Below are 23,335 nucleotides of genomic sequence, written 5' to 3'. Positions count from 1 at the left end.
GTTTTGAGCGCTTGCACACGCTCCTGGCAGGCACTTTGGGCCCTTCATCCCTGCTGCGGGCGCACCTGTCCCATCAGCACGTGGCGCACCATCCACAGATTGCTCAGCGCAAACAGCGTCTTGAGTTGAGCCGTGTTCTTGGCCAGCCCCCGATAGCGCACCTTCACATGGCCGAACTGGCGCTTGATCACCCGAAACGGGTGCTCCACCTTGGCCCGAACGCTGGCCTTGAGCTTCTCGATCCTGTGCGTGAGCGCGTCGATGGGGTTGTTGTCCACATCCAGCGCCCGGCGCTTGCCCGGGCCCAGCGCCACATGCCAGGTCACTTTCGCGTTCGCATCGGGGCGCTTGGCCACCCCCTGGTAGCCCGCATCCCCGAAGGCCACCTCTTCCTGGCCATGCAGCAGGCTGTTGCCCTCGAGCACGTCGCTGACGTTGCCGGCCGTGCCGCGCACGGTGTGCACCAGCCCCGACTCGGCATCCACCCCGATGTGTCCCTTCATGCCGAAGTAGTACTGGTTGCCCTTCTTGCTCTGGTGCATCTCGGGGTCTCGGGCGCCGTTCTTGTTCTTGGTCGAACTGGGTGCGGCAATGAGCGTGGCATCCACCACGGTGCCGGCCTTCAGGAGCAGGCCCCGGCCGCTGAGCAGGTCGTTGACGGTGGCCAGGATCTGATCGGCCAACTTGTGTTGCTCCAGAAGGCGACGAAAGCGCAGGATGCTCGAATCGCTGGGCAGTGCGTCGCCCCAGTTGCTCAGGAGCGCGAAATCGCGAAACACGGGCACGTCGTGCAGTGCTTCTTCCATGGCCGGGTCCGACAGGTTGAACCACTGCTGCAGGAAGTGGATGCGCAGCAGCACTTCGACGCCAAAGGGCTGCTGGCCGCGCCGGCCGGCTTCGGGGGCGTAGGGCTCGATCAGGCAAACCAACTCGACCCACGGGATGACGCGATTCATCTGATCCAGGAACTCGCGCTTGCGTGTGCGGCGGGTGCTGGTGCCAAGGCCAAGGCTGTCTTGCTGCATGAGGCGCATGTTCGCTCACCGGGCAGATTCAACCAAGCACGCGAGTGACTGATTCGTGAAGAGCATCCCTAGGGAAAATCGTGATCTGACCCTGATATTTCTTCCCCAAGGCCCAACAAGGGCTTGCGCTTTGCTCAGGACGGACTATTTATTTTGTCATATAAGTGTTATGGCTCAATCTTTCAAAGCCATTATCATTCAATAGCTTATAAATTTGATCTGATCTCTTTGTGCGATCAATAAATACCAATGCCGAATAGTTAGAGAACTGCGGCTTTAGTGGTTCGCCATCTGTTAGATCTATATTTTTCTTTATCTCAATACCTTCATCATCAGAACTTCTCCATTGGAAATACTCCCCAAAATATGAGCTATCTTTTAAAATAAAATCAATATTTAGGCAATCTTCAATTTTTATCTTTATTTGCTTCAAATCAAGATTTGAGCCGTATATATCATAAGTGTCCATGCGCTTACCTCATGGGAATTAATAGACTCGGAGACCGCGCAGTGGCGCCGGGAGCAGACTCATATATCATGAAATTTACGTCTCTTCCATACTGTCTACGCAACAGATTGGCCATATCAGAAAGACCTAGCCTTCCCAAATCTTCTTGCGTTAATGGGCCCGTTCGCGTTTTTCCTTGCCTGAGACCAATACCTAATTCTCGGGCTCTTCCGAATAGCGAAGGGCTTGCCAGAGCAACATCAAAATCACTAATGCGGCCAACATCAAAAGCAGCCCCCGTAGAAAAGCTTCTGCCTGTCACCGCGCTCCCCTGGAGAATCGGGTTAACACCAGAATAACCAGCATCATCCAAGCTGCCCTGGATATAAACCCCAAATGTCCTAAAACCTCTATTGCCTTCAAATCCGTGTGGAATCTTGCCTATATTATTGGCAGCATTTATTGTGCCCGCGCCACCGGCCACGCCAGTAAAAAAAGGCACCCCTCGATCTACCGCGTCGGCCCACCGGTCCGACCCCGTCGCTTCATAGACCAAGTTGTACGTCACAGTATTGACGTTTCGCTCTTCCCCCACACGTTGAACACCGGTGACAAAGGTATCGGCACCGTGAAGAATGGCGACAGTCCCTGGCACTGCGCCTCCGGGTAGTGCGGATAAGCCCACGCCGCCAGCCACCTCTAGAGCCCCCCCAGCCATTTGCACGGCACCCTGAAATCCGGGAGTTATCTGATAGTAGTAGCTCGTGGTGTCGCGGATCATCCGAACCTTGTCGGACCACGAAAGATCACTATTGGCAATTGCCTGCACGTCAGCCAAATAACCTTGCGGCGGTCGAATGGAGTCTGTTGTAGTTCTTCCCGGCAGGCTCTCACTTCCCTCATGCCAAGTCGGCGTGTACTGATCGCCCATTTCCTGCGCATACCCACGGCTGCGCCCACCTTCGGCCATGTAGCGCGCATAGGCTTCGTCCTGGCTCATGGTGGCCGGCCCGCTTGCCTGCACGGCGCTCTGCTGTGCCTCGCGCGCGGCCAGCAGCTCCGCGCGCACATTCAGCCCCTGGGTGTTGCCCGCCACGATGCGCCCGCCCAGTTGCCCGTAGTGGCTCAGCTGCTCGGCGCTCAGGCCGTCGAGTGACGGGATATTGAGCGTCTGCCCCGGCTGGATGATGGGGCTGCCCCACTGGTTGGCGGCGATGCCGGGGTTGTCGGCCACCATGGCGGTCAGGCCGGCGCGCCAGTGCTCGCCGTACTGCTGGCGCGCCAGCCGCTCCAGGGTGTCGCCGGCCGCGACGGTGACGCTGGCCGGCGCGGCGGGGGCTGGCCCCTGCCCGGTATCGCGCGCGCCGCCTTCGGTGGCCTGGCCGTTGTCTGCCACGGTTTCGCCCTGTGCATCCGCCGGGGTGGCTTGCGCCAGGGCGCCGGCCAGGAAGTCGCTGGCGAAGCCCGCGGCCGGGTCGTTGCTGCCCACGATGCGCAGGGCGCTGCCGGCGGCGCGGCTGAACAGCCGCAGCAGGCTGCTTTCGCTGGCGCCCAGGCCCTGCTGCTCCATCTGCGCGATCTGGCTGTTGAGGTTCTGGGTGACCTCAGAGGCCACGCTGCCCATGGCGCTGTTGATGAAGCCGTCTGCAAAGCGCCCGCCGCTGGCCTGCTGGATGGCCCCTTGCAGGCCGGCGCGGCCGGCGTGGCCGAGCAGGCGCGTGGCGGTGTCGCCGCTTTGCAGCATCTGGCCGAGGCCGCTGAGCTGGGTCACGCCGGCCGCGACGCCGCCCGAGACGGCCGAGATCAGCACCTGCCTGAAGCTGAACCGGCCCCCGCCGATCATGTTCACCACCTGGTTGGTGGCGCCGCCCACGGCGCCGAGGATGGCACTCTGGCCTATGGTGGTGGCGGTGGCGCCGGCGGCAGTGCAACTGGTGGCGGCGCCCAGGCCCATGGCGGCGCTGGCCGCTCCCATGCTCATGAACGACATGGCGGCGCCGAAGACGATGGGCATGGCCCGGTCGATGCCGTCGGGCTTGAGGTTCTTGCGGTCGGTGACCCAGCCGCGCTCGGGGTCGAACCACACCAGGTCGTTGTCGATGAGCTTGGGCGGGCGCTCCAGGTCGATGCGGTCCCAGCCGTCGGTCAGCTTGCTCTGGGCGGTGTCGTGGTCGGCGTCGCCGCTGCGCTGCGTGGCCAGGTGGAGCTTCTGGCCGGCCAGCATCCAGTGGGTGGTTTCGTATTCCGTGCCGGCATCGAAGGTCACGCGCTGCATGCCTTCGGCGCCGTGCAGGTGGGCGTAGGCCCTTTGCAGGGGGCTGTCGCCTTGCGCCCAGGCGCTGGTGAAGGCCACGGGGTCCAGGGTCCAGCTGCCTTGCTGGCCTTGCTGCTGGCCGGGCCGGCTGGGCAGGGCGATGAGGTGCTCGGGCACATCGCCGAGCCCGGTGTCGGGGGTGAAGATGCTGCCGGGCTGCTGGGGGCCGGGGGTGGCGATGGCGGCGTCCAGCGTGGCCAGGTATTGCTTCTGCACTTCCTGCTGGGCGCTTTGCAGCTGGTTCAGCCGGCTGGCGAGGTCGCTGCCGTAGCGGGCGATGATGCTGTCGGCCACGGCGTGGCCGCTGGGTGGGGGCTGGAGGTCGCCGCCGAAGTGCTGGATGAGCTCCTGCGCGGCGGGCTCGGCCAGCAGGAGTTCCAGCGCGGCGATTTCCATCGGGTCGGCGCTGGGGGGGGCGGGGGTGGTGGCTTCGGTGGGCGTGTCGGCCTCGGGCTGGGCGTGTTCTTGCAGGAGGGGCTTGAGCTGGAGGGCGATGGCGGTGTCGGGCGGGTAGTCCAGCAGGGGGCTGGGCTGGGGTTTGTGCTGGCTGGTCTCGAAGCCTTGCCAGGGGTTGCCGTTGCCTGTGGGCAGGGGCTGGCCGGGGTGCATCAGCGCGCCGAGCGTGGTGGTGGCGGGGGCGGCGGGCTCGGGCTGGGGCTGGGCTTGCTCCTGCGGCTGCGGGTCGGCGGGGGGGACGGGGTTGTCCCAGCCCAGGCCGGCGGGGGTGGACGTGACTTGCATCAGATGGGGCCTTGTGTGTCGATCAAGGCGCCTTGCATGGCGCGCCCTGTGCGTGAAGCTTGGCAGGGCGGCGCCCTCGGGGCTAGCTGGGATGGTTACGGATGGGAAGGTTACTTATATGCTTTGGTATTAAATTGGTGGCAGGCGAGCGTGGGCAGCTATTGAATCGGGAACAGAATTGGCCTCTCTTGGTCGGCCTCCCCTTTGTCATATTTGACGTGCGTTCCACCACGAGGGTGCTTGATCCACAAAAAACCGCGCAGTCCTTTCGGAGCCTGCGCGGCCAGCTACGGATTCAGTAGCGTCTATTTCCGCTGCGGCGGCACGTCCGTGCAAGAGCCATGCGCGATCTCGGCCGCCATGCCGATGCTCTCGCCCAGCGTGGGGTGCGGGTGGATGGTCTTGCCGATGTCCACGGCGTCGGCGCCCATCTCGATGGCCAGGGCCACCTCGCCGATCATGTCGCCGGCGTGCGTGCCGACGATGCCGCCGCCCAGGATGCGGCCGTGGCCGTGCGCCTCGGGGCTGTCGTCGAACAGCAGCTTGGTGTAGCCCTCGTCGCGGCCGTTGGCGATGGCGCGGCCGGAGGCCGTCCAGGGGAACAGGCCCTTCTTGACCTTGATGCCCTGGGCCTTGGCCTGGTCCTCGGTCAGGCCGACCCAGGCGACCTCGGGGTCGGTGTAGGCCACGCTGGGGATCACGCGGGCGTTGAAGGCGGCGCGGGCCAGGGCCTCGTCGCCCTTCAGCTCGCCAGCGATCACCTCGGCCGCCACGTGCGCCTCGTGCACCGCCTTGTGCGCCAGCATGGGCTGGCCGACGATGTCGCCGATGGCGAAGATGTGCGGCACGTTGGTGCGCATCTGCACGTCCACGTCGATGAAGCCACGGTCCGTGACGGCCACGCCGGCCTTGTCGGCGCCGATCTTCTTGCCGTTGGGGCTGCGGCCGACGGCCTGCAAGACCAGGTCGTAGGTCTGCGGCGCGGGAGCGCCCTCGCCTTCGAAGCTGACCTCGATGCCCGCCTTGGTGGCCTTGGCGCCGACGGTCTTGGTCTTGAGCATGATGTTGTCGAAGCGCGGCGCGTTCAGCTTCTGCCACACCTTGACGAGGTCGCGGTCGGCGCCCTGCATCAGGCCGTCGAGCATTTCCACCACGTCCAGGCGCGCGCCAAGCGTGCTGTACACCGTGCCCATCTCCAGGCCGATGATGCCGCCGCCCAGGATGAGCATGCGCTTGGGCACGCTCTTGAGTTGCAGCGCGCCGGTGCTGTCCACCACGCGCGGGTCGTCGGGCATGAAGGGCAGGCGCACGGCCTGGCTGCCGGCGGCGATGATGGCGCGCTTGAACTGCACCACCTTCTTGGCGCCGGTCTTCTCCTGGCCAGTGCCGGAGGTCTCTTCCACCTCCAGGTGGTTCGGGCCGACGAAGCTGCCGACGCCGCGCACGGTGGTGACCTTGCGCATCTTGGCCATGGCGCCCAGCCCGCCGGTGAGCTTGCCGATGACCTTTTCCTTGTGGGCGCGCAGCTTGTCGATGTCCAGCTTGGGCGCGCCGCCGTAGTCGATGCCGAGGGCGGCCAGGTGACCCACCTCGTCCATCACGGCGGCCACGTGCAGCAGCGCCTTGGAGGGGATGCAGCCGACGTTCAGGCACACGCCGCCAAGGGTGGCGTAGCGCTCGACGATGACCACCTTCAGGCCCAGGTCGGCGGCGCGGAAAGCGGCCGAGTAGCCGCCGGGGCCGCCGCCGAGCACCAGCACGTCGCAGTCCAGGTCGGTGCCGCCGCCGTAGCTGGCCGCTACAGGAACAGGAGCTGCCGGCGCTTGTTTGGCGGGCGCTGGAGCCTGTTTTGGCGCTGAATCGGCGGGCGCGGGCGCGGCGGCGCCGGCCGCGTCCAGCGACAGCACCACCGAGCCTTCGTTCACCTTGTCGCCGATCTTGACCTTGAGCTCCTTCACCACGCCGGCGTGGCTGGAGGGGATTTCCATGCTGGCCTTGTCGGACTCCACGGTGATGAGGCTCTGCTCCTCCTTCACCGTGTCGCCGGGCTTGACCAGCAGTTCGATCACGGCGACGTCCTTGAAGTCGCCGATGTCGGGCACCTTGATGTCGATCACTGCCATGTCAAGCCTCCTGCCGAGCCGCCTCAAAGGAGGCTTGCGCCCCCTCAGGGGGCCGCGAATGAATATGAGCTTGGGGGGTCACATTCTTTCCTTTCACAGCAGCACGCGGCGGAAGTCCGCCAGGATCTGGCCCAGGTAGGCGTTGAAGCGCGCGGCGGCGGCGCCGTCGATCACGCGGTGGTCCCACGTGAGCGACAGCGGCAGCATCAGGCGCGGCTGGAACGCCTTGCCGTCCCACCGGGGTTCGGTCTGGCTCTTGCACACGCCCAGGATCGCGACTTCGGGCGCGTTGATGATGGGCGTGAAGTAGCGCCCGCCGATGCCGCCCAGGCTGCTGATGGTGAAGGTGGCGCCGCTCATGTCGGCGGGGCCGAGCTTGCCGTCGCGCGCCTTCTTGGCGAGTTCGCCCATCTCCTGGCTGATTTGCAGCACGCCTTTCTTGTCGGCGTCCTTGATGACGGGCACCACCAGGCCGTTGGGCGTGTCGGCGGCGAAGCCGATGTGCCAGTAGTTCTTGTAGACCAGGGCGTCGCCGTCCAGGCTGCTGTTGAACTCGGGGAACTTCTTGAGCGCCGCGACGCTGGCCTTGATGAGGAAGGCGAGCATGGTGACCTTGACGCCGCTCTTCTCGTTCTCCTTGTTGGTGGAGACGCGGAAGGCTTCGAGGTCGGTGATGTCGGCGTCGTCGTGGTTGGTGACGGCCGGGATCATCACGGCGTTGCGGAACAGGTTGGCGCCGCTGATCTTCTTGATGCGCGACAGCTCCTTGCGCTCGATGGGGCCGAACTTGGCAAAGTCCACCTTGGGCCAGGGGATCAGGTTCAGCTCGCCGCCGCCGGTGACGCCGCCGCCCGTGCCAGCGGCGCCCTGCGCCTTGGTGCGCGCGGTGCCGGCCATGACGGCGCGGGTGAAGTTCTGCACGTCTTCCTGGGTGATGCGGCCCTTGGGGCCGGTGCCCTTGAGTTCGTCGAGCGGCACGCCCAACTCGCGCGCGAACTTGCGCACTGAAGGGCTGGCATGCGGCAGGCCGATGGGCGCGGCGCCGGGCTGGTGCGGCGCGGCGGCAGCGGTCGGCGCGCTGGCCGCAGGCACCGCAGCAGCCGGTGCGGCAGCCGGCGCGGGCGCCGGCGATGGGGCAGCCGCAGCGGGCGCGGCGGCCGCAACACCTTCCAGGATGGCCAGCAGATCGCCCTGGTTGATCTTGTCGCCCAGCTTGACCTTCAGCTCCTTGAGCACACCCGCGTGGCTCGACGGGATCTCCATCGACGCCTTGTCCGACTCCACGGTGATGAGCGACTGCTCCACCTTCACCGTGTCGCCGGGCTTGACGAAGACCTCGATCACGGCCACGTCCTTGAAGTCGCCGATGTCGGGCACGCGCACCTCCACCGGGCCGCTCGCGGCGGGCGCGGCGGCAAGCGGCGTAGCTACCGATTCAATAGCTGCTTGCGCAGGCTGGGCGGGCGCTGGGGCCGCTTTTTTCTCTGAACCGCCAGCGGCTTCCAGCAGCAGCACGAGCGAGCCCTCGTTGACCTTGTCGCCGATGCCGACCTTGATCTCCTTCACCACGCCGGCGGCGCTGGAAGGGATTTCCATGCTGGCCTTGTCGCTCTCGACGGTGATCAGGCTCTGCTCCACCTTCACGGTGTCGCCGGGCTTGACCAGCAGCTCGATGACGGCCACGTCCTTGAAGTCGCCGATGTCCGGGACCTTGACTTCCACCAATGCCATGTTCGTCTCCTCCTGGCCTCAGGCGTTCAGCGGGTTGATCTTGTCGGTCTTGATGCCGTACTTCTTGAGGGCATCGGCCACCTTGGCCTTGGGCAGCTTGCCCTCGTCGGCCAGCGCCGACAGCGCGGCGACGGTGATGTAGTGGCGGTTGACCTCGAAGTGCTCGCGCAGCTTGCTGCGGAAGTCGCTGCGGCCGAAGCCGTCGGTGCCCAGCACCTTGTAGGCGCGCCCGGCGGGGATGAAGGAGCGGATCTGTTCGGCGTAGTTCTTCATGTAGTCGGTGGAGGCGACCACCGGGCCGGTGGTCTTGCCGAGCTGCTGGGCGACGAAGGACACGCGGGGCTTCTCCAGCGGGTGCAGCAGGTTCCAGCGGTCGGCGTCCTGGCCCTCGCGGGTGAGTTCGTTGAAGCTGGGGCAGCTCCACACGTCGGCCTGCACGCCCCAGTCGGCCGCCAGCAGCTTCTGCGCCTCCAGGCTCTCGCGCAGGATGGAACCGGAGCCGAGCAGCTGCACGCGCTTGTCGCCCTCGGCGCCCGGGTTGCACAGGTACATGCCCTTGATGATCTGCTCTTCCGTGCCGGCTTTCAGGCCGGGCATGGCGTAGTTCTCGTTCAGCAGGGTGATGTAGAAGTAGACGTTCTCCTGCTTCTCCACCATGCGCTTGAGGCCGTGGTGCATGATCACCCCGACCTCGTGCGCGAAGCTGGGGTCGTAGCTGACGCAGTTGGGGATGGTGCCGGCCAGGATGTGGCTGTGGCCGTCTTCGTGCTGCAGGCCCTCGCCGTTGAGCGTGGTGCGGCCCGAGGTGCCGCCCAGGATGAAGCCGCGCGCCTGCATGTCGCCCGCGGCCCAGGCGAAGTCGCCGAAGCGCTGGAAGCCGAACATCGAGTAGTACACGAAGAACGGAATCATGATGCGGTTGTTGGTGGAGTACGACGTGGCCGCCGCGATCCACGAGCACATGCCGCCCGCCTCGTTGATGCCCTCTTGCAGGATCTGGCCGTCGGTCTGCTCCTTGTAGTACATCACCTGGTCGCGATCCACCGGGGTGTAGAGCTGGCCCGCCGGGTTGTAGATGCCGATCTGGCGGAACAGGCCCTCCATGCCGAAGGTGCGCGCCTCATCGACCAGGATGGGCACCACGCGCGGGCCCAGCGCCTTGTCGCGCAGCAGTTGCGTGAGAAAGCGCACGTACGCCTGCGTGGTGCTGATCTCGCGGCCCTCGGCCGTGGGCTCGATCACGGCCTTGAAGGTGTCGAGCGCGGGCACGGTGAAGTGCTCGTCGGCCTGCTGGCGGCGGTGCGGCAGGTAGCCGCCCAGGGCCTTGCGGCGCTCGTGCAGGTACTTCATCTCCGGCGTGTCGTCGGCCGGCTTGTAGTAGGGCAGCTTTTCCAGCTCGCTGTCGGGGATGGGGATGTTGAAGCGGTCGCGGATGTACTTGATGTCTTCGTCCGCCAGCTTCTTGGTCTGGTGCACGGTGTTCTTGGCCTCGCCGGCCTTGCCCATGCCGTAGCCCTTGACGGTCTTGACCAGCAGCAGCGTGGGCTGGCCCTGGTGGTGCTGCGCGGCGTGAAAGGCGGCGAACACCTTCTCGGGGTCGTGGCCGCCGCGGCGCAGCTCCCAGATGTCGTCGTCGGTCATGTGCTCGACGAGTTTGGCCGTCTCGGGGTACTTGCCGAAGAAGTGTTTGCGCAGGTAGGCGCCGTCCATGGCGCGGAAGGTCTGGTAGTCGCCGTCCAGCGTTTCCATCATGAGCTGCTTGAGCTTGCCGCTGGTGTCGCGGCGCAGCAGCTCGTCCCAGCCCTTGCCCCACAGCACCTTGATCACGTTCCAGCCGGCGCCGCGGAAGTCGCCCTCCAGCTCCTGGATGATCTTGCCGTTGCCGCGCACCGGGCCATCGAGGCGCTGCAGGTTGCAGTTGATCACGAAGACGAGGTTGTCCAGCTTCTCGCGCGCCGCCAGGCCGATGGCGCCCTTGCTCTCGGGCTCGTCCATCTCGCCGTCGCCCAGGAAGATCCACACCTTGCGCTTGGCCGTGTCGGCGATGCCGCGCGCGTGCAGGTATTTCAGGAAGCGGGCCTGGTAGATCGCCATCATCGGCCCCAGGCCCATGCTGACGGTGGGGAACTGCCAGAAGCCCGGCATCAGCTTGGGGTGCGGGTAGCTGGACAGGCCCTTGCCATCCACCTCCTGGCGGAAGTTCTCCAGTTGGTCCTCGGTGATGCGGCCTTCGAGAAAGGCGCGGGCGTAGATGCCAGGCGCGCTGTGGCCCTGGAAGTAGATGCAGTCGCCGCCGTGGTCGGCGCTCTCGGCGTGCCAGAAGTGGTTGAAGCCGGCGCCCCACATGCTGGCCAGCGAGGCGAAGGAGCCGATGTGGCCGCCCAGGTCGCCGCCATCGGCCGGGTGCAGGCGGTTGGCCCGGACCACCATGGCCATGGCGTTCCAGCGCATGTAGGCGCGCAGGCGCTTCTCCAAGGCGATGTTGCCGGGACAGCGCGCCTCCTGCTCGGGCTCCAGCGTGTTGACGTAGCCCGTGGTGGCGGAGAACGGCAGGTCGATGGAATGCTGGCGCGCGTGCTCCAGCAGTTCCTCCAGCAGGAAGTGCGCACGCGCCGGGCCTTCGCTCTGGATCACCGCGGCCAGCGCGTCCTTCCACTCGCGCGTTTCCTGGGTGTCGGTATCGCTGGCCGGACCGGCCGGAACCTGGGACTCTGCGGACATCGTCTTGTCTCCTTTTGGTGTAGTGATGACGGGCATTGTGAACGAATGCCTCGATCATTCCACAACTTGGTTTTAATTTCAAGTAGTGATTTATATTTTTATATTATGGAATTTAAAAGCGATAGCACAAGAGCAGTCGCCTAAACTGCCAGCCTATGCACCCTGTTCCCCCGCCGGTCCTGCCCGACGGCGCCGGCGATGCCGCCGCGCCGTGGTGGCGCCGCCTGCCCGGGCTGCGCCAGGACCGCGTCATGCACCTGGCGCCGCTGGCCGCCGTGCTGCTGTTCCTGGCCGCCATCGTGTCGGCCTTCTGGTACCTGCGGCTGGAGGAGGTGCGGCGCGAACAGGAAGCCGTCAAGCGCGACGTCGAGTACAGCCAGCAGCGCCTGCGCCTGCGCCTGCTGGAGCGGCAGGAGCAGTTGATGCGCCTGGCGCGCGACGTCGCCAACCGCGAGATCGATCCGGCGCAGTTCGAGGTGCGCGCCGAGTCGCTGGTGGCGCAGTACCCCGAGCTGCTGGCCCTGAGCTGGATCGACGAACGCCGCCGCGTGGTCGCCATCCAGGCGTCGCCCAGCGCCGGCGCCGCGCGCGACTGGATGGACGACGGCGTGCTGAAGGCCGGCGAGGTCGAGACCGGCTACGGCCTGGCGCGCGACCTGCTGCAGCCGGTGTATGCCCAGCCGGTGGCGGTGAAGGACGCCGAGACGGTGCTCCAGCTGCACGTGCCGGTCACGCCGCGCGGCCAGTTCGCGGGCGAGCTGCTGGCGGAGTATTCCGTCGATGCCCTGCTGCGCTACGGCGTGCCGGCCGAGATCCTGGCCAAGTACGCCACCGCGCTGCTCGACAGCAGGGGCCAGGTGCTGGCCGGCCAGAGCATCCCGGACCGGCCCGGCCTCTCCGAGCGCCTGCCGTGGACGGGCAAGGTCAACGAATTCGAGATCCCGGTCTCGCCGGTCGGCAACGGCCTGATCCTGCGCGCGCAGGCCTGGCGCACCTCGCAGGGCGTGGTGGGCGGCACGCTGCTGTGGCTGGTGGCGGCGCTGGCGGCCATGACCACCTGGATGCTGCTGGCCAACTGGCGCCAGTCGCAGCGCCGGCAGCAGGCGCAACAGGCGCTGCAGGCGGAGACCAGCTTCCGCCGCGCGATGGAGAACTCCATGCTCACCGGCATGCGGGCGCTCGACCTGCACGGCCGCATCATCTACGTCAACCCCGCCTTCTGCCAGATGACCGGCTGGAGCGAGGAGGAACTGATCGGCCAGTCCGAACCGTTCTCCTACTGGCCCGCCGAGGACCGCGAGGCGCTGGCCGCGCGGCTGGTCGAGGAACTGGGGGGCGCGTCCGACCCCTCGGGCTTCCAGATGCGCGTCAAGCGCAAGGACGGCGCGCTGTTCGACGCCCGCCTGTACGTCTCGCCGCTGATCGACGCCACCGGCAAGCAGACCGGCTGGATGGCCTCGATGACCGACATCACCGAGCCCAACCGCGTGCGCCGGCAGCTCTCGGCATCCTACGAGCGCTTCACCACCGTGCTGGAGGCGCTGGACGCCTCGGTATCGGTGGCGCCGCTGGGCAGCGAGGAACTGCTGTTCGCCAACAAGCTGTACCGCCAGTGGTTCGGCGGCACCACGGCCGGCCACATGAAGCTGGTGGTGCGCGCCGGCACGCCGGAGACCACCAGCTCCGACGAAAGCCTGGATGCCGTCGACTCCTTCGCCGGCCTGCCGCTGGAGAGTCTGGCCGAATCGCCCGTCGCCGAGCAGGCCGAGGTCTACATCGAGCGCCTGGACAAGTGGCTGGAGGTGCGCTCGCGCTACCTCAACTGGGTGGACGGACGGCTGGCGCAGATGGTGATCGCCACCGACATCACCGCGCGCCGCCGCGCCGAGGAGCAGGCCGCCGCGCAGGCCGAGCGCGCGCAGACCGCCAGCCGCCTCATCACCATGGGCGAGATGGCCTCCAGCGTGGCGCACGAGCTGAACCAGCCGCTGACGGCCATCAACAACTACTGCACCGGCATGATCTCGCGCGTGCGCAACGGCTCCATCAGCCAGGACGACCTGCTGGGCGCGCTCGACAAGACCGCCCGCCAGGCGCAGCGCGCCGGCCAGGTGGTGCAGCACATCCGCAGCTTCGTCAAGCGCAGCGAGCCGCGCCGGCAGTGGGCCGAGGTGCCGGCCATCGTCGAGCAGGTGGTCGAGCTGGCCGAGATCGAACTGCGCCGCCGCCAGGTGCGGCTGACGCACCACGTCGATCCGCGCCTGCCGGCGCTGTTCGCCGACCCGATCCTGATCGAGCAGGTGCTGCTGAACCTGATCAAGAACGGCGCCGACTCCATCGAGGCGGCCCAGCGCGCGCCGGGCAACCGCATGGTCAACCTGCGCGTGACGCCGCGCGAGGTGGCCGGCGTGGCGGCGGTGCAGTTCGCGGTGGCCGACACCGGGCGCGGCCTGGCGCCGGAGGCGCTCAGCCGCCTGTACGAAGCCTTCTTCTCCACCAAGAGCGAGGGCCTGGGCATCGGGCTCAACCTGTGCCGCTCGATCATCGAGTCGCACCAGGGCCGGATCGAGGCCGACAACCTCTACAATGCCGGCCAGATCGTGGGCTGCCGCTTCGTTTTCTGGATTCCGGTCGGCCCCTCCCTGGACGCGCCGAAGCCGTCCGGCAACAGCAGTAAGGTAGTGGCATGAGCCTGATCCCCAAGCGAGGCACGGTGTACGTCGTCGATGACGACGAGGCGGTTCGCGACTCGGTGCAGTGGCTGCTGGAAGGCCAGGACTTCCGCGTGCGCTGCTTCGAGTCGGCCGAGGCTTTCCTGGCCCGCTACGACCCGCGCGACGTGGCCTGCGCGCTGATCGACATCCGCATGGACGGCATGAGCGGGCTCGACCTGCAAGACCGCCTGGTCGAGCGCCATTCGCCGCTGCCCCTGGCCTTCATCACCGGCCACGGCGACGTGCCGCTGGCCGTCGGCACGATGAAGAAGGGCGCGATGGACTTCATCCAGAAGCCGTTCAAGGAAGAGCAGCTCGTGCCCCTGGTCGAGCGCATGCTGGCGCAGGCGCGCGCCAGCTTCGCCGAGCACCAGCAGGCCGCCAGCCGCGACGCCCTGCTCGCCAAGCTCACGGGCCGCGAGGCGCAGGTGCTGGAGCGCATCGTCGCCGGCCGGCTGAACAAGCAGATCGCCGACGACCTGGGCATCAGCATCAAGACCGTGGAGGCGCACCGCGCCAACATCATGGAAAAGCTCGGCGCCAACACCGTGGCCGATCTGCTGAAGATCGCCCTGGGGCAAAGCGCGCCCAAGCCCTGACCCTCGATTGCTATTTGTTTCATAGCTGCCAGCGCTTGCCCCGCCTGCGCTGGAGGCCGATTTGACTCATAAAATCATGACCGCCCAACTGATCGACGGCAACGCCCTCTCGCGCCAGCTGCGCGCCGAAGTCAAGGCGCGCGCCGCCGCGCTGACGGCGCGCGGCGTCCCCCCCGGCCTGGCCGTGGTGCTGGTGGGCGACAACCCGGCCAGCCAGGTCTACGTGCGCAACAAGGTCAAGGCGTGCGAGGACGCGGGCCTGCACTCGGTGCTGGAAAGGTACGACGCCACGCTGACCGAGGCCGCGCTGCTCGCGCGCGTCGCCGCGCTCAACGCCGACCCGTCGATCCACGGCATCCTGGTGCAGCTGCCGCTGCCCGCGCACATCGACGCGCAGAAGGTCATCGAGGCCATCTCGCCCGCCAAGGACGTGGACGGCTTCCACGTCGCCAGCGCCGGCGCGCTGGTGGTGGGCCAGCCGGGCTTTCGCCCCTGCACGCCCTACGGCTGCATGAAGATGCTCGAAGCCATCGGCATGAACGACCTGCGCGGCAAGCACGCCGTCGTCATCGGCCGCAGCAACATCGTCGGCAAGCCGATGGCGCTGATGCTGCTGGCGGCCAACGCCACCGTCACCGTCTGCCACAGCGGCACGGCCGACCTGGGCGCCTTCACGCGCGGCGCCGACATCGTGGTCGCCGCCGTCGGCAAGCGCAGCGTGCTGACCGCCGGCATGGTCAAGCCCGGCGCCGTGGTCATCGACGTAGGCATGAACCGCGACGACGCCGGCAAGCTCTGCGGCGACGTGGACTTTGCCGGCGTGAAAGACGTGGCCGGCTGGATCACCCCCGTGCCCGGCGGCGTCGGCCCGATGACCATCACCATGCTGCTGGTCAACACCCTCGAAGCGGCGGAACGCGCCAGCGCTTGAAGCGCGGCGCACCGCCTCAAAATGCCCCCTATGCGCAGCGCCAACCCCCTCCTCGACTTCACCGACCTCCCCCTCTTCGACCGCATCCGCCCCGAACACGTGGCGCCCGCGGTCGATGAACTGCTGGCCGGCGCCGACGCCGCGCTGGAGCGCGTGGTGGCGCCCGGCTTCCCCGCCGAATGGGCGGCGATCGCGCGCGCGCTGGACGTCGCCACCGAGCACCTGGGCCGCGCCTGGGGCGCCGTCAGCCACCTGAATGCCGTCGCCGACACGCCCGAGCTGCGCGCCGCCTACAACGCCGCGCTGCCCAGGGTCACCGAGTTCTATACGCGGCTGGGCGCCGACGAGCGCCTGTACGCCAAGTACAAGGCCATCGACCCCGCCACGCTCAACGCCGAGCAGCGCCAGGCGCTGAAGAACGCGCTGCGCGGCTTCGTGCTGGGCGGCGCCGAGCTGCAAGGCGCCGCGAAAGAGCGCTTCGCCGCCATCCAGGAGCGGCAGGCCGAGCTGGCGCAGAAGTTCAGCGAGAACGCGCTCGACGCCACCGACAGCTTCGCCTACCACGCCACCGAGGCAGAAATGACGGGCGTTCCCGACGACGTGCGCCAGGCCGCCCGCGCCGCCGCCGAGAAGGACGGCCAGAGCGGCTACAAGCTGACGCTCAAGCTGCCCAGCTACCTGCCCGTGATGCAGTTCGCCGCCAGCGGCACGCTGCGCCAGCGCCTGTACCGCGCCTACGTCACCCGCGCCTCCGACCAGGCCGAGGGCGAGGCCGTCAAGTACGACAACACCGCCCTCATGCGCGAGCTGCTCGCGCTGCGCCAGGAAGAGGCCCGCCTGCTGGGCTACGCCAGCTTCGGCGAGGTGTCGCTGGTGCCCAAGATGGCCGACTCGCCCGCGCAGGTGATCGACTTCCTGCGCCAGCTCGCCGCCAAGGCGCGCCCCTACGCCCAGCGCGACGTGCAGGACCTGCGCGACTTCGCCGCCAAGGAACTGAGCCTGGCCGACCCGCAGCCCTGGGACTGGGCCTACGTCGGCGAGAAGCTCAAGGAAGCGCGCTACGCCTTCAGCGAACAGGAGGTCAAGCCCTACTTCACCGCGCCCAAGGTGCTGGCCGGGCTGTTCAAGATCGTCGAGACGCTGTTCGAGGTCGCCATCCGCAAGGACTCGGCGCCCGTCTGGCACCCCTCGGTCGAGTTCTACCGCATCGAGCGCACGCACCCGGAGGGTGCCCACGAGGGCGCCCAGTTGCTGGGCCAGTTCTACCTCGACCCCACCGCGCGCGCCGGCAAGCGCGGCGGCGCCTGGATGGACGACGTGCGCGCCCGCTGGCTGCGCCCCGACACCGGCGCGCTGCAAACCCCGGTGGCGCAGCTGGTGTGCAACTTCGCCGACGGCGTGGACGGCAAGCCGCCGCTGCTGACACACGACGACGTGACCACCCTGTTCCACGAATTCGGCCACGGCCTGCACCACCTGCTGACGCAGGTGAACGAGCACGACGTGTCCGGCATCAGCGGCGTCGAGTGGGACGCGGTGGAGCTGCCCAGCCAGTTCATGGAGAACTTCTGCTGGGAATGGAGCGTGCTGCGCCACATGACGGCGCACGTCGACACCGGCGAGCCGCTGCCGCGCGCCCTGTTCGACAAGATGCTGGCCGCCAGGAACTACCAGGCCGGCATGCAGACCCTGCGCCAGATCGAGTTCGCCCTGTTCGACATGCTGCTGCACACCCAGGGCGATGGCGGCACCGACATCCAGGCCCTGCTGGAGCAGGTGCGCGCCGAGGTCGCCGTGCTGCCGGTGCCAGCCTTCAACCGCATGGCGCACACCTTCAGCCACATCTTCGCCGGCGGCTACGCGGCCGGCTACTACAGCTACAAGTGGGCCGAGGTGCTGTCGGCCGACGCCTACGCCGCTTTCGAGGAATCCGCCACGCCCGAGGGCTTGCCCAGCGTGGAGACCGGGCGAAAATACCGCCAGGCCATCCTCGAGGCCGGCGGCAGCCGCCCGGCGATGGAATCGTTCAAGGCCTTCCGCGGCCGCGAGCCCACCCTGGACGCGCTGCTGCGCCACCAGGGCATGGCCTGATCCACAGGAGCTTTCATGACACCACCGAAAACGTTCGCCCTGCTCGCCCTGCTGGCGGCTGGCGCCGCCCAGGCGCAGGTGTACCGCAACGTCGGGCCCGACGGGCGCGTGACCTACTCCGACCAGCCCCCGGCGGCCGGCGCGCGCGCCGCCGGCGGCAGCGCGGCGGCGGGCGGCGAGAGCAGCGGCGGCGCGCTGCCCTACCAGTTGAACCAGACCGCGCAGCGCTACCCCGTCACGCTCTACAGCAGCAAGGACTGCGCGGGCTGCAACGCCGGCCGCAACCTGCTGGTCAACCGCGGCATCCCGTTCACCGAGAAGACCGTGGAGTCCAACGACGACCTCGCCGCGCTGCAACGCCTGGCCGGCGGCACCTCGCTGCCGGTGGTCACCATCGGCCAGCAGCGCCTGACCGGCTTCTCCGACCAGGACTGGAGCCAGTACCTCGACGCGGCCGGCTACCCCAAGACCTCGCAGTTGCCCGGCAGCTACCGCCGCCCCAGCCCCACGCCGCTGGTCGCCGCCCGCGCCCCCGCGCCCGCAGCCCAGGCCGCCGCCTCGGCGCCCGCGCAGCCGCCCGAGCCCAGCATCGCGCCGGCGCGCAACACCAGCAACCCGACCGGCCTGCGCTTCTAAAACAATAGCTGCCAGCGCTTGCTGGACGGGCGCTGAAGGCCAAAATGGCTCAAAAACCGCGCCGCTGCTGGCTGATGAAGTCCGAGCCCGACGAGTGCTCGATCGACGACGCTCTGGCCGCGCCTAACGCCACGGTGCCCTGGACCGGCGTGCGCAACTACCAGGCGCGCAACTTCATGCGCGACGCCATGCGGGTGGGCGACGGCGTGCTGTTCTACCACTCCAGCTGCCTTGAGCCCGGCATCGCCGGCATCGCCCGCGTAGCCTCCGGCGTGCGGCCCGACCCGACGCAGTTCGAGCCCGGCTCGCCCTACCACGACCCCAAGTCCACCCCCGACAAACCGCGCTGGCTGCTGCTGGACGTGCAGGCGCAGCGCAAGACGCGGCTGATCCCGCTGGCCGAACTGCGCGCGCACCCTGAACTGGCCGGCATGCGCGTGCTGCAACGCGGCAACCGGCTGTCGATCACGCCGGTGGAACACGGCGAATGGGAGGCGATCCTGGCGATGTCCGAGGGCGAGCGTTAGCGCCCCAGGAGCGACCGGTGCCTCGCTATGTAGCGCTTCTTCGCGGCGTCAGCCCCATGAACGCACGGATGCCCGAGCTGAAGGCGTGCTTCGAGCAGATGGGCTTCGGCGATGTTGGGACGGTGCTGTCCAGCGGCAACGTGGTGTTCAACAGCGCCAGAAAGGCGGAGCCGCAACTGGCCAAAGCCATCGAGTCCGGCATGGGCCGATATCTGCCGAGGAGCTTTGCGGTCATCGTGCGCAGCAGGGATCACCTGGCGGCTCTGCTGGAAGCGGACCCGTATGCGGCCTTCCACCTCACGCCGAAGGAAAAGCGGGTCGTCACCTTTCTGGGCCAGCCGTGCCGCGAACCGCCGCCGCTCCCCATCGAACTGGATGGCGCGAGGATCCTGGCCGTGAAAAGCGACGAGGTATTCTCAGCCTACGCAGCCGGCGAGCGGGGCCCGGTGTTCATGACGCTGATCGAAAAAACGTTCGGCAAGAACGTGACCACGCGCACGTGGGACACGGACAGGAAGTGCGTGGCGGCTTGAAACCGCAGCCGATGGGGCCTGAAATCGCGCCTCTTTGCGATGCACAGCCACATTCAACCTCCTAAATTCCCCCCGTCCATCAAGGACCTTGTCATGCCGCACCAGCTTGAATTCCGCTCCGCGCTCCGGGCATCACGCGCCGAGGCGTGGGACTGGATCACGTCGGTCAAGGGCATCTCGACGGAGCTTCGGCCCATCCTCAGGATGAGCGTGCCGCGCGGTGTCTCCGGGCTGCCCGCTTCAGGCATCGAGCCAGGCAAGCCGCTGTTCAGGAGCCGGATCTATCTGCTCGGCCTGCTGCCCGTCGACTACTCGGACCTCACGCTCATCGAGTTGAAGGACGGTATCGGGTTCGTCGAGCAGTCCCCCATGGGCTCCATGCGGCTGTGGCGCCATGAGCGGCGCATCGAAGCCGCGGAGCCCGGCTGTGCGGTCACCGACGTGCTCACCTTCCAGCCTCGCTTTGCTTCAAACCTGCTGAAGTGGTTCATCCAGCGGCTGTTCACGCATCGCCATGCGGTCTTGCGGCGGCATCTTGGAAACGCCTGACGACGCAGCCCGATCCATCGATGACCCGGGAAATCCATGGAAACGTCCGCCGTCCAATCCCTCAAGCTCGCGATCGTTTCAGACACCGGGCTGTCCAAGGACGCGCTTCACGTCTATGCCGGCCTCGCCGTCCTGCTGCTGACCGCGGTCGCATTGCGCAAACCCCTCCGGTCCGCCATCCCCTGGCTTGCGGCGGCAGCCGTGGCGGCAGCGGCTGAGGGGCTCGACATGCGGGACGACATGGCCAGCCTCGGGTACCGGCGCTGGGCAGCGAGCCTGCACGACGTGCTCAACACGCTTTTCTGGCCTACCGTGCTGCTGGTCATGGCAAGGCTGGGGGCGCTTCAGGATTCAAAATGACCATGGGGCCCTCACACTGCTATCTTTTTCACAAGGATTCCGCATGACCATCGAAACGCAAGATGACGTAGCAGCTCTGAAACGCATCGGCAGAATCGTGTCGCTGACGCTGCAGCGCATGCTCGACGCCGCGCAACCCGGCATGACCACCCGCGATCTCGACCGGCTCGGCGAGCGGCTACTGGAAGAACACGGCGCGCGGTCCGCGCCCAGGCTGACCTACGGCTTTCCTGGCGCCACGTGCATCAGCATCAATGAAGAGGCAGCGCATGGCATTCCCGGGGGCAGAGTCATCCGGGCTGGAGACGTGCTGAACGTGGACGTGTCGGCGGAACTCGGCGGCTACTTCGCGGATACCGGCGGAACGATCGTGGTCCCCCCCGCCACCCCGCAGAAGACACGCCTGTGCCACGCCACCCGCACGGCGCTGGCCGAAGCCATGAAGCGCGCCCGGGCAGGGCAGCCGATCAACGGCATCGGCGCCGCCATCGAGCGCACCGCGAAGGCGTATGGCTTCAAGGTCATCGAGAATCTCGGCAGCCACGGCGTGGGCCGCGCGCTGCACGAGGCGCCGGAGCACATCCCAGGCTACTTCGACCCGTCGGACAAGCGTGTCCTGCAGGAGGGCATGGTCATCACCATCGAGCCTTTCCTGTCGACCAAGAGCCGCCTCGTCGCCGAGACCGCCGACGGCTGGACGCTGGCGGGCGCCAGCGGAAACCTGTCGGCGCAGTACGAACACACGATGATCATCACGAAGGGGGCGCCCATCGTCGTCACGCAGCACTGAGTGCGCATGGGCGACCGACCGTCGCAAACCTGGGGCCCGGCAGGGAATTCCCCTGGATCGACTTGATCGATAAACAGCATGTTTATCGATCAACCCACCCGACGCCTCAGCGCCTCTTCTTCCGCGTATCAGGCAGCAACGCCGTCGCCAGGCCCAGCAGCGGCAGGAACGACGTGGCCCCATAGACCCACACGATGCCGTGCTTGTCCGCCAGCTCGCCGAGCGCGGCGGCGCCGATGCCGCCGATGCCGAACATCAGCCCGAACATCAGGCCGGACACCAAACCCACGCGGCCGGGCACGGCCTCCTGCGCGTAGACCACCAGCGCGGCGAAGGCCGAGGACATCACCAGCCCGATGACGATGGCCAGCACCGCCGTCCACACCAGGCCGACGTGGGGCAGCGCCAGCGCGAAGGGGGCCACGCCCAGGAACGAGATCCAGATGACCGCCTTGCGCCCGATGCGGTCGCCCACCGGCCCGCCCGCGAAGGTGCCGGCGGCCACCGCCGCGAGGAACATGAACAGGAACAGCTGGCTCTGCCGCACGCTCAGGCCGAAGCGCTCGATGAGGTAGAAGGTGAAGTAGTTCGTGAACGAGGCGATATAGACGAACTTGGCGAACATCAGCACGCAGATGACGGCCACGGCGCGGACCACGCCCGCGCGGCTCAGGCCCTCGCCGTGGCGCTTCGCCAGCCCCTTGGCCTTGGCGCTGCCGTGGTGCAGCACCCAGACCGTCAGGCGGTACAGCACGAAGATGGCCGCCAGGGCCACGACCATGAACCACGCGATGGCCGGCTGGCCGTACGGGATGACGATGGCCGCCGTCAGCAGCGGGCCGATGGCCGAGCCCGTGTTCCCGCCCACCTGGAAGGTGGACTGCGCGGTGCCGAACCGCCCGCCCGAGGCCAGCCGCGCGATGCGCGACGCCTCGGGGTGGAAGGTGGCGGAGCCGACCCCCACGACGGCCGCCGCGACCAGCAGCATCGGGTAGCTGCCGGCGGTGGCGAGCAGCCCGATGCCGATCAGCGTCATCCCCATGCCGCAGGGCAGCAGGTAGGGCTTGGGGTGCTTGTCGGTGTACAGCCCGATCCACGGTTGCAGCAGCGAGGCCGTGACCTGGTAGACCAGCGCGATGAGGCCGATCTGCGCGAAGCTCAGCGAGAAGTTGGCCTTGAGCATCGGGAAGACCGCAGGCAGCATCGCCTGGATCATGTCGTTGAGCAGGTGCGCCAGCGCCGCGCCGCCCACGATGGGCAGCAGGAAGCCCTGGGGCTCGTGTTCTTCAGCGGCGGGCGGGGCGGCCGGGATGGCCGAGGCTTCGGCGGTGGCGGTTTGGGCGGTCATGAAAGGAGCTGGACAGGGCTTGAAACGGCGTCCGCGCTTCAAATGGGGCGGAACTCACGAGCGTAATGCAGCGCAGCATCGCCCTCCCCCGCAAACCTGCCATGGCCTGCCGAGTTTCCGCCATGAAGCCGCTACGCGCCTTTGCGGAACACCGCCACCTTCAGCGCCCGGTCCTCGTCCACGTCCGCGAACGCCGCCGGGTTGGCCACGCGCTGCACGAAGGCCAGGTCCGGCGCCTGTTCGCTCACCTGCCGCCGCAGGAAGTCCATGCCCAGCTCCGGCGCGTTCAGGCACAGCAGCGCGTGGCCGCCGTCGGCCAGCAGCGCGGGCAGGCGGCGCAGGATGCGGGCGTAGTCCTTGGTGGCGACGAAGCTGCCCTTCTGGTAGCTGGGCGGGTCGATGATGACCAGGTCGTAGGGGCCGCCGCGCGTGATCTTGCCCCACGAACTGAAGATGTCGTGCGCCAGAAAATTGCCCCCACGCTCTCCCGCTTCGCGTGGTCCGCTGCCCCCCAGGGGGGCCGTTTTTGCCTTGGGACGGCCCGGCGGCAAAACACCCGCACCACTGGCGATACCGTTCAGCCGGTGGTTCTGCTGCCCGGTGGCGAGGGCGCCGCGCGCCATGTCGATGTTCACTGCGTGCGCCGCACCGCCCAGCAGCGCGGCGACAGAAAAGGCGCAGGTGTAGGCGAACAGGTTGAGCACGCGCGCGCCCCTGCCCTCGCGCGCGCTGAACGCGGCGGCAAATTCGCGCACCCAGCGGCGGCCCTCGGCCATGTCGAGGAACAGGCCGTGGTTCTGCCCGCGCAGCACGTGCACCAGGTAGCGTGCGCCGGCCTCGGTGACGACGTGCGGCTCGGGCACGCTGCCGGCCATCAGGCGCGTCTCGGCCTGGCCGGCGCCCCGGTGCTGGAACACCCAGTCGAGCGGCCGGCCCGGCGCCAGCACGTCCCAGCGCGCTTGCAGCGCGGCGCCGGCGGCGGCCAGCTGCGCATCGCCCACGGGGGCGAAGCTGGTCAGCACGAAGACCGGCGGATAGGCATCCAGCACCCACTGCTCGCAGCCCGGATGGCGCCCGCCCCGGCCGTGGAAGATGCGCTGCGCATCGCCCGGCAGGGGCATGGCGGCGATGGCGTCGAGCAGGGCCTGCATGGA

The 23,335-nt window shown here is 67.6% G+C and carries 18 protein-coding genes; 10 read left to right on the top strand and 8 right to left on the bottom strand.

The genetic code is table 11. The features are described 5' to 3' along the window. Positions 1-44: 44 nt before the first annotated feature. The 6 genes from QM772_RS00260 to aceE all read right to left on the bottom strand — a co-directional run bounded on the left by QM772_RS00260 (position 45) and on the right by aceE (position 11,103). Positions 45-1,025 carry an IS5 family transposase gene (locus QM772_RS00260; protein WP_415133009.1) on the bottom strand — a complete coding sequence of 327 codons (981 nt, stop codon included), beginning with the start codon at positions 1,023-1,025 and terminating at the stop codon, positions 45-47. 148 nt (positions 1,026-1,173) lie between these two features. Further along, positions 1,174-1,494 (bottom strand): hypothetical protein, encoded by a 321-nt coding sequence (locus QM772_RS00255; protein WP_415133007.1) that lies wholly within the window; start codon positions 1,492-1,494, stop codon positions 1,174-1,176. 4 nt (positions 1,495-1,498) lie between these two features. Further along, positions 1,499-4,528 carry a LysM peptidoglycan-binding domain-containing protein gene (locus QM772_RS00250; RefSeq protein ID WP_415133005.1) on the bottom strand — a complete coding sequence of 1,010 codons (3,030 nt, stop codon included), beginning with the start codon at positions 4,526-4,528 and terminating at the stop codon, positions 1,499-1,501. 305 nt (positions 4,529-4,833) lie between these two features. Then, a complete protein-coding gene (gene lpdA, locus QM772_RS00245; RefSeq protein ID WP_415133003.1) occupies positions 4,834-6,651 on the bottom strand; it encodes a dihydrolipoyl dehydrogenase in 1,818 nt (605 codons plus the stop codon). A gap of 93 nt (positions 6,652-6,744) precedes the next feature. Then, entirely contained in the window at positions 6,745-8,382 is a 1,638-nt protein-coding gene (gene aceF / locus QM772_RS00240) for a dihydrolipoyllysine-residue acetyltransferase (RefSeq protein WP_415133001.1), read from the bottom strand. A gap of 18 nt (positions 8,383-8,400) precedes the next feature. Further along, positions 8,401-11,103 carry a pyruvate dehydrogenase (acetyl-transferring), homodimeric type gene (gene aceE, locus QM772_RS00235; RefSeq protein ID WP_415132999.1) on the bottom strand — a complete coding sequence of 901 codons (2,703 nt, stop codon included), beginning with the start codon at positions 11,101-11,103 and terminating at the stop codon, positions 8,401-8,403. 155 nt (positions 11,104-11,258) lie between these two features. Between aceE and QM772_RS00230 the strand changes: the two genes are divergently transcribed. The 10 genes from QM772_RS00230 (at position 11,259) to map (ending at position 20,833) form a co-directional block, all read left to right on the top strand. Beyond that, positions 11,259-13,793 (top strand): PAS domain S-box protein, encoded by a 2,535-nt coding sequence (locus QM772_RS00230; RefSeq protein ID WP_415132997.1) that lies wholly within the window; start codon positions 11,259-11,261, stop codon positions 13,791-13,793. Continuing rightward, complete coding sequence (locus QM772_RS00225; RefSeq protein WP_415132995.1) at positions 13,790-14,416, top strand: response regulator transcription factor; 627 nt, start codon at positions 13,790-13,792, stop codon at positions 14,414-14,416. Before QM772_RS00230 ends, QM772_RS00225 begins: the two co-directional genes overlap by 4 nt. 76 nt (positions 14,417-14,492) lie before the next feature. Continuing rightward, positions 14,493-15,347: a bifunctional methylenetetrahydrofolate dehydrogenase/methenyltetrahydrofolate cyclohydrolase FolD gene (gene folD, locus QM772_RS00220; protein WP_415132993.1), complete on the top strand. Its 855-nt coding sequence runs from the start codon at positions 14,493-14,495 to the stop codon at positions 15,345-15,347. A gap of 30 nt (positions 15,348-15,377) precedes the next feature. Further along, positions 15,378-17,438: a M3 family metallopeptidase gene (locus QM772_RS00215; protein WP_415132991.1), complete on the top strand. Its 2,061-nt coding sequence runs from the start codon at positions 15,378-15,380 to the stop codon at positions 17,436-17,438. A 15-nt stretch (positions 17,439-17,453) separates the two neighbouring features. Beyond that, entirely contained in the window at positions 17,454-18,074 is a 621-nt protein-coding gene (locus QM772_RS00210) for a glutaredoxin family protein (protein ID WP_415132989.1), read from the top strand. Positions 18,075-18,118: 44 nt separating this feature from the next. Beyond that, positions 18,119-18,601, top strand: a complete 483-nt coding sequence (locus QM772_RS00205) for an EVE domain-containing protein (protein WP_415132987.1) — start codon at positions 18,119-18,121, stop codon at positions 18,599-18,601. Continuing rightward, a complete protein-coding gene (locus QM772_RS00200) occupies positions 18,562-19,134 on the top strand; it encodes a DUF1697 domain-containing protein (RefSeq protein WP_415132985.1) in 573 nt (190 codons plus the stop codon). Before QM772_RS00205 ends, QM772_RS00200 begins: the two co-directional genes overlap by 40 nt. Before the next feature lie 93 nt (positions 19,135-19,227). Then, positions 19,228-19,683 carry a hypothetical protein gene (locus QM772_RS00195; RefSeq protein ID WP_415132983.1) on the top strand — a complete coding sequence of 152 codons (456 nt, stop codon included), beginning with the start codon at positions 19,228-19,230 and terminating at the stop codon, positions 19,681-19,683. 36 nt (positions 19,684-19,719) lie between these two features. Next, positions 19,720-20,043, top strand: a complete 324-nt coding sequence (locus tag QM772_RS00190) for a hypothetical protein (protein WP_415132981.1) — start codon at positions 19,720-19,722, stop codon at positions 20,041-20,043. A gap of 43 nt (positions 20,044-20,086) precedes the next feature. After that, positions 20,087-20,833: a type I methionyl aminopeptidase gene (gene map / locus QM772_RS00185; RefSeq protein ID WP_415132979.1), complete on the top strand. Its 747-nt coding sequence runs from the start codon at positions 20,087-20,089 to the stop codon at positions 20,831-20,833. Between the two features lie 106 nt (positions 20,834-20,939). Here the strand turns inward: map and QM772_RS00180 are convergent, their stop codons facing one another. Beyond that, a complete protein-coding gene (locus QM772_RS00180) occupies positions 20,940-22,181 on the bottom strand; it encodes an MFS transporter (RefSeq protein WP_415132977.1) in 1,242 nt (413 codons plus the stop codon). 131 nt (positions 22,182-22,312) lie between these two features. Further along, positions 22,313-23,332, bottom strand: coding sequence for a class I SAM-dependent methyltransferase (locus tag QM772_RS00175; protein WP_415132975.1), 1,020 nt, complete (start codon positions 23,330-23,332; stop codon positions 22,313-22,315). Positions 23,333-23,335: the final 3 nt, after the last annotated feature.

This window comes from Ottowia sp., from assembly GCF_047601385.1.
GTDB lineage: Bacteria > Pseudomonadota > Gammaproteobacteria > Burkholderiales > Burkholderiaceae_C > Ottowia.
Note: the sequence above shows the minus strand (reverse complement) of the source record. Positions and strands in the feature narration are given on the sequence as shown.